Annotated in this window: 10 protein-coding genes; 7 read left to right on the top strand and 3 right to left on the bottom strand. The window is 44.3% G+C overall.

What is annotated here, in order from left to right:
* On the top strand, positions 1-223 hold a 223-nt coding region (locus tag WMO25_RS13050; RefSeq protein ID WP_349085649.1), incomplete at its 5' end, for a hypothetical protein.
* Positions 224-316: 93 nt separating this feature from the next.
* Positions 317-2,716: a leucine--tRNA ligase gene (leuS, locus tag WMO25_RS13045; RefSeq protein ID WP_117526917.1), complete on the top strand. Its 2,400-nt coding sequence runs from the start codon at positions 317-319 to the stop codon at positions 2,714-2,716.
* Between the two features lie 124 nt (positions 2,717-2,840).
* On the opposite strand, the gene WMO25_RS13040 is transcribed toward leuS, so the two are convergent.
* Positions 2,841-3,122 carry a hypothetical protein gene (locus WMO25_RS13040; protein WP_117540089.1) on the bottom strand — a complete coding sequence of 94 codons (282 nt, stop codon included), beginning with the start codon at positions 3,120-3,122 and terminating at the stop codon, positions 2,841-2,843.
* A gap of 13 nt (positions 3,123-3,135) precedes the next feature.
* Positions 3,136-3,660 carry a hypothetical protein gene (locus WMO25_RS13035; protein ID WP_349085648.1) on the bottom strand — a complete coding sequence of 175 codons (525 nt, stop codon included), beginning with the start codon at positions 3,658-3,660 and terminating at the stop codon, positions 3,136-3,138.
* Between the two features lie 138 nt (positions 3,661-3,798).
* Between WMO25_RS13035 and WMO25_RS13030 the strand changes: the two genes are divergently transcribed.
* Positions 3,799-3,981 (top strand): hypothetical protein, encoded by a 183-nt coding sequence (locus tag WMO25_RS13030; RefSeq protein WP_015514228.1) that lies wholly within the window; start codon positions 3,799-3,801, stop codon positions 3,979-3,981.
* A 91-nt stretch (positions 3,982-4,072) separates the two neighbouring features.
* On the opposite strand, the gene WMO25_RS13025 is transcribed toward WMO25_RS13030, so the two are convergent.
* Positions 4,073-4,309 carry a hypothetical protein gene (locus tag WMO25_RS13025; protein ID WP_349085647.1) on the bottom strand — a complete coding sequence of 79 codons (237 nt, stop codon included), beginning with the start codon at positions 4,307-4,309 and terminating at the stop codon, positions 4,073-4,075.
* A gap of 75 nt (positions 4,310-4,384) precedes the next feature.
* Here WMO25_RS13025 and mnmM point away from each other — a divergent pair, with 75 nt between their 5' ends.
* The 4 genes from mnmM to WMO25_RS13005 form a co-directional block, all read left to right on the top strand.
* Positions 4,385-4,972: a tRNA 5-(aminomethyl)-2-thiouridylate-methyltransferase MnmM gene (gene mnmM / locus WMO25_RS13020; RefSeq protein WP_349085646.1), complete on the top strand. Its 588-nt coding sequence runs from the start codon at positions 4,385-4,387 to the stop codon at positions 4,970-4,972.
* Positions 4,973-5,105: 133 nt separating this feature from the next.
* Complete coding sequence (locus WMO25_RS13015) at positions 5,106-5,339, top strand: helix-turn-helix transcriptional regulator (RefSeq protein ID WP_015514225.1); 234 nt, start codon at positions 5,106-5,108, stop codon at positions 5,337-5,339.
* A gap of 117 nt (positions 5,340-5,456) precedes the next feature.
* Positions 5,457-6,365 (top strand): sugar phosphate nucleotidyltransferase, encoded by a 909-nt coding sequence (locus WMO25_RS13010; protein ID WP_253059797.1) that lies wholly within the window; start codon positions 5,457-5,459, stop codon positions 6,363-6,365.
* Positions 6,366-6,416: 51 nt separating this feature from the next.
* Positions 6,417-6,526, top strand: a 110-nt coding sequence (locus tag WMO25_RS13005; RefSeq protein WP_349085650.1) for a pyruvate kinase, incomplete at its 3' end; no start/stop codon positions are given.

The following is a 6,526-nucleotide window of genomic DNA, read 5'->3' as shown; positions in this document are numbered from 1 at the left end:
CGGCATCGTCATGTTGTCGCAGCATTTATGGCAACAGGCAATTTTGCTCTTTGCACTGGCCATTATTGCTTTCTTCTGCGCGAAGATCACACCGAAAGACTCTATTGTACGACTGGAGAAGCTTTTGAACCTTATCTCCACACTTCCGGCTGAAACTCTTCAGCCAGAGAACACCGATCTGTCTTCCGAAGAAGCAGAGAACACAGCCGGTGAAACTGAATAGTTACCATTGACTTTCAATTACATTATGATAGAATTAAAAATAGTTTAACTATTATGGGATATTTTCCCTTTAAGGAGGAACATACAAAGCGTTATGAAGTACGATTTCGCGAAAATTGAATCAAAATGGCAGAAGAAATGGGCCGATGCTGACCTCTTTGCTGCCAAAGACAACAGTGACAAGCCGAAGTTCTACGGACTTGTAGAATTTCCTTACCCTAGTGGTGCCGGCATGCATGTCGGCCATATCAAGGCTTATTCAGGTCTTGAAGTTGTATCCCGTAAGCGTCGCATGCAGGGATATAATGTTCTTTTCCCAATCGGTTTCGATGCATTCGGCCTTCCGGCAGAGAACTACGCCATCAAGACTAATACACATCCAAGAATTGTTACCGATCAGAACATTGAACGTTTTTCCAATCAGATGAAGCGTATGGGCTTCTCCTTTGACTGGGATCGTGTTATTGATACAACCCAGGAAGACTACTACAAATGGACACAGTGGATTTTCCTGAAGCTTTTTGAAAAAGGTCTCGCTTACCGAGACAAGACTCTGGTTAACTACTGTCCATCCTGTAAAGTTGTCCTTTCCAATGAAGACAGCCAGGGCGGCAAATGTGATATCTGCCACAGTGATGTTATCCAGAAGTCTAAGGAAGTATGGTATCTTCGTATTACGAAATATGCAGACAAACTGCTTGAAGGCTTGAACGAAGTCGATTACCCTGACAATATCAAACAGCAACAGCAACACTGGATCGGCAAGTCCACAGGTGCATTTGTGAACTTCAAGCTGGATAATGAACAGGAAAGTCTCCGCGTTTATACAACACGCCCGGATACACTTTTCGGAGTGACATTTATGGTTATCGCACCGGAACACCCTCTGATCGACAAGTATGCTGATCAGATCAGGAATATGGATCAGATTGAAGCTTACCGTGAAGAATGCGCGAAGAAGAGCGAATTTGAACGTATCGAGATTAATAAAGACAAAACCGGGGTCAAGATTGACGGCCTTATGGCAGTTAACCCTGTCAGCGGCAAGAAAGTGCCGTTATTCATTGCAGATTATGTTATGATGGGTTATGGTACAGGTGCTATCATGGCTGTTCCTGCCCATGACCAGCGTGACTATGATTTCGCCAAGAAATTTGGTGAAGAGATCATCCCTGTTATCAAAGGCGGCGATATTGACACAGAAGCATATACCGGCGATGGTGAGATGATCAACTCTGATTTCTTAAATGGCTATACCAACAAGAAAGATTCTATTGAGAAGATGATCGAAGTCCTTGAAGAAAAGGGTATCGGCGAGAAGGGTGTTCAGTACAAGATGAAAGACTGGGCCTTCAACCGTCAGAGATACTGGGGTGAACCGATTCCGATTGTTCACTGTCCGAAATGCGGTATGGTAGGTGTACCATACGAAGAGTTACCGCTTCGTCTGCCGAAGGTAGAGCATTTCCAGCCTGGTGAAGACGGTGAATCTCCACTGGCCAAGATTGACAGTTTTGTGAACTGCAAGTGTCCGAAGTGCGGCGGAGATGCCAAACGTGAGACGGATACAATGCCTCAGTGGGCCGGTTCTTCATGGTATTTCCTGCGTTATATCGATCCTCACAACACAGAAGCACTGGCAGATCCGAAGAAGCTGAAATACTGGATGCCTGTTGACTGGTACAACGGCGGTATGGAACATGTTACAAGACATATGATCTATTCCCGTTTCTGGCATCGTTTCCTGTATGATATCGGTGTTGTCAACACACCTGAACCATACGCAAAACGTTCCGCACAGGGCCTGATCCTCGGACCTGACGGTACCAAGATGAGCAAATCCAAAGGCAACGTTGTGGATCCTCTGGATGTTGCAGACAAATACGGTGCAGATACACTCCGTACTTACATCCTCTTCATGGGTGATTACGGCGCCTCTACACCTTGGAATGAGAACTCTGTCCGCGGCTGCAAGCGTTTCCTTGACCGTGTTTATCGTATCTTTGAGAAGGTTACGGACGAGAATCTCCACAGCCTTGACAATCCGCTCCACAAGGCCATCAAGAAGGTCAGCGACGACATTGAAGATATGAAGTACAACACAGCCATCGCTACTCTGATGGCACTGCTGAACGATTTCGAATCTGCGACGACGGTTGGCAAAGAGCAGTATGTCACATTCCTGAAGCTGCTTTCACCATTCGCACCGCATATCACCGAGGAACTCTGGGAGATGCTTGGCGGTGAAGGTTTCCTGTCCGTTTCCGAATGGCCGGTTTATGATGAATCCAAGATGGTAGACGAAACAGTCGAAATCGGTGTTCAGGTCAACGGTAAGCCAAAGGATGCAGTTGAACTCTCATTAGATGATGATGAAGAAACAGCCGTAGCCAAAGCCATGGCACTGCCTAAGATTGCCAACATCACCGCAGGCAAGAACATTGTCAAAGTTATCTATAAACCAGGCAAGATCCTGAACCTGATCGTGAAATAAACAACCGCTAGTGTGGTTCTAATATATAGGACTTAAAATAAGCGTCTAAATTGTATTGCTTATTTTAAGTCCTATTTTCTTATCGATCGAACTATTTCCAAATCTTTCGAGCTGCACCAGCCTTTTAAAGCCACGTCGGCAGGTTCATCAGACTCCGCAGCTTATTAAATTGCTGCATTTCCTCCTCAGACATATCTTTTTTCATTACATCAAAGATCAGTTTTATCTCATCATTGGTAAACGCAAGCCCCATGGCTGTCAGATGTTTATTCGCCTCAATAATAGATGGAATCATTTCTGAAAAACTTTTCCCCTCAGACTGATTTATCAGCGCCATAAGCACTGATAATTTTCGGATATCAATTTTTCTGACGGCCGGATGACTGGCCCAATCTACTCGTGTCATACTGCTGCCTCCTTTATGTATTCTGCTGTCCATTCATATTACGGATCAGCTGGATCTGCTCTGGTGTGAGCATTGACTGCATTTTCCTGAGATAATCAGTGTCGCTGGCAGAGCAGGTATTGCCATCCCTATTTGTTGACTCACCGCTGTCTGCGCCTGACGCGGATGCCATCATAGATGCCATGGCTGAAAGATCCCCGGATCCGGAAAAATTTCTGTACATCTCATACATTTTTGCCATATTCATCATATTCAGACAACGGTCCAGCTGCTCTTTTTCCTTTGCCCCGCAATACTTTCTCAAATCCCGGATAACTTCTTCCGGCGGAATTGCGCGGTTGTTCACACCGCAGGCACTGACACCTCCCTGATCTAAATACTGCATCATATGCCGCAGTTCTATGGATTTTGCCATAACCGCCATCATTCTCCCAATAGATGGATTGACATAGGCCATTGCCGCTTTCAATATCTGGGCTGTTGAATCATAGGCAGCTGTATCTGCTTCTGTCAAAGGAATTTTTTCTGTATCTATCACAGACCACTCCCAGGCAAATGAATTCTTTATATTCTATGATCACTTCATCTGAAATATGCCTGCTGTACAGATATGTCTGACAGGAAACCCTTCCCAATCATATATTGTATTAGAACAGAAAAAGGAGTATGATATCAGATGGACAAACAAAAATCCGTATCCGGGTATCCTTTTCACAATGAGGAAACGTCTATGCATCCGCATTCCAAAATTATCCGACAGGACAGCGAAACTTTCATTGTTGAAGATGAGAACACGATTTACGAAATAGATAAACACTGCGCCGCCAGGCACGGATATCTGCCGCAGCAAAGGAACTGAGGCATATTTCCACACCTGCATAAAAAGATCATTGGTTATACAAAAGAGGCCCCAAAAGGGCCCCTTGAAACAGGTCATCAGGCTTTAATTTTTAGTTATTGCAGCAGCAGCAGAGAAGAATCAGAATCCAGATCCAGTTATTATTGCCGCCTCCGCAGCTGTCATTACCGAAGCCTCCGCAGCCACAGCCATTGCTGCCGTTGCAGCAGCAAAGAAGAATCAGGATCCAGATCCAGTTATTGCCGCCTCCGCAGCCATTTCCGTTATTATTTGTTAACCCGTTGCAGCCGCAGTCATTGCAGCATCCTGTTGCAGCTAAATCACTCATGATCTTAGCCTCCACATCCATGTTTGATATATCTTATGGGGCAAAGATTGTCCCCGTTCCTAAGGAGTACATAAAATGTTTGAAATAACCCGTTTAAAAATGATTGACATCATCCATCAGTGCATGGATGAACAGATCCGTCCCGGTGATACCGTCTGCGACTGCACCATGGGCAACGGACATGATACCGCGTATATGTGCCGTCTTACCGGAGATACAGGCACTGTTTACAGCTTCGACATTCAGCCGGAAGCACTATCACGAACAGAGGCGCTTCTGGCAGAAGAACACCTGCTGACTCCGGCCCGCCTGATCCTTGATTCCCACAGCCATTTAAAACAGTATATTGATCATCCAATCCGATTTTTTGTCTTTAATCTCGGTTACCTGCCGGATGGTGATCCCACCGTTATAACAAAAGGTACCTCGACACTGGAAGCAATTGAAGCTGCACTTTCCATAACGGAGACAGGTGGCGGCGGTGCTGTTTTATCTTATTACGGCCATCCCGGCGGTGCAGAAGAGAAAGCGGCTGTAGAAGAATTTCTCCACAATCTGCCTCCAAAATACTTTTCCGTCATGAAGATTGTTTCTTTTAATCGAAAAAACACGCCTCCTGTTTTATATTTGATTAAAAAGCTGAAAGACAATAGGAAAATTTAATAGAATACTTATTTTATTTCGACATGTTTTTTATTCCTTCTGTGATAGAATAGGTTTACCGCAAAATCCATGGATGAGGTGACTTCAATCAAAGGACAACAACAGAAAGAATGAAGATGAGGGAGGAAGCGCAATGATTATTGACAGTCAAATGACAGAACTGGGCTATTCATTGAAATCATATCGTGTCAGAAATAATATTACACAGCAGGAGCTGGCAGAGCGTCTCGGCGTAAGTACCAATACAATCCATTTATGGGAAACAAAAGTATGCAAACCGTCAATGGGATCACTGCTGATTCTATCTGATATGCTAAATGAACCACTGATAAACATTATAGAAAAGGCGAATCGTAGTTATTATTGAACAGAATTGAAAAATTTTTCACAAAGTAGGTGAATTTTCAGCTTTGTTATGATAAAATAGCTCTGAAGAAATTTAGTCGCAGTATTGGAAAGACTAATACAGGGAGGGAACTGACAAATGAAGAAACCTGTACTTGTAATTATGGCAGCCGGCATGGGCAGCCGTTATGGCGGGTTGAAACAGATTGACCCCATCGATTCCGATGGACATATCATCATTGATTTTTCCATTTATGATGCTGTCCGCGCAGGCTTCGAAAAGGTGATCTTTATTATTAAACGAGAAAACGAACAGATTTTCCGTGAGACCATCGGCAAAAGAGCAGAAGGACTTATGGAAGTTGCTTATGTTTTTCAGGAACTTGAGAATATTCCTGATGGATTTACGGTGCCTGAAGGCCGCATAAAACCATGGGGAACCGGGCATGCTGTTCTCAGCTGCATCGATATCCTGAATGGCCCGTTTGCCGTTATTAACGCAGACGACTATTATGGTCCGGAAGCCTTCAAGATGATCTATGATTATCTGACAACCCATGAAGATGACAGCCGCTACAGATACACAATGGTCGGCTATCGACTTGGCAATACATTAACGGAGAACGGACATGTTTCCCGTGGTGTCTGCACCGTTGATTCAAAGGGTTATCTGACTGGCATCTGTGAGCGCACCTATATCGTTATGACACCGGATGGTGCTGCCTATTCCGAGGATGACGGACAGACACTGATTCCGATTTCACCGGATGAACGCGTATCGATGAATATGTGGGGCTTTTCTGCCAGCTTCATGGCAGAGCTTAAAAAACAGTTTTCAGATTTCCTCACCAATGAAATGCCAAAGAATCCGCTTAAGGCAGAATACTTCCTGCCATCCGTTGTAAGCAGCCTCCTTGCTGACAACAAAGCAACGGTGCAGGTTCTGCACTCCAATGACAAATGGTACGGCGTCACCTATAAAGAAGACAAAGCAACTGTTGTTGCCGCTATTGCCGCTTTAAAACAGCGCGGCATCTATCAGATGTAAATCTACATGTTTTTACTAAATCGAATGACAACAAAAGGAGAAAAAATGGTAATGAGAAAAACAAAAATCATATGTACACTCGGTCCTGCAACAAATAATGAAGAAAAGATCAGACAGCTCATGTTGAACGGCATGGATGTTGCACGTATGAATTTTTCCCA

Source organism: Coprococcus intestinihominis (assembly GCF_040096555.1).
GTDB lineage: Bacteria > Bacillota > Clostridia > Lachnospirales > Lachnospiraceae > Coprococcus_A > Coprococcus_A intestinihominis.
Note: the sequence above shows the minus strand (reverse complement) of the source record. Positions and strands in the feature narration are given on the sequence as shown.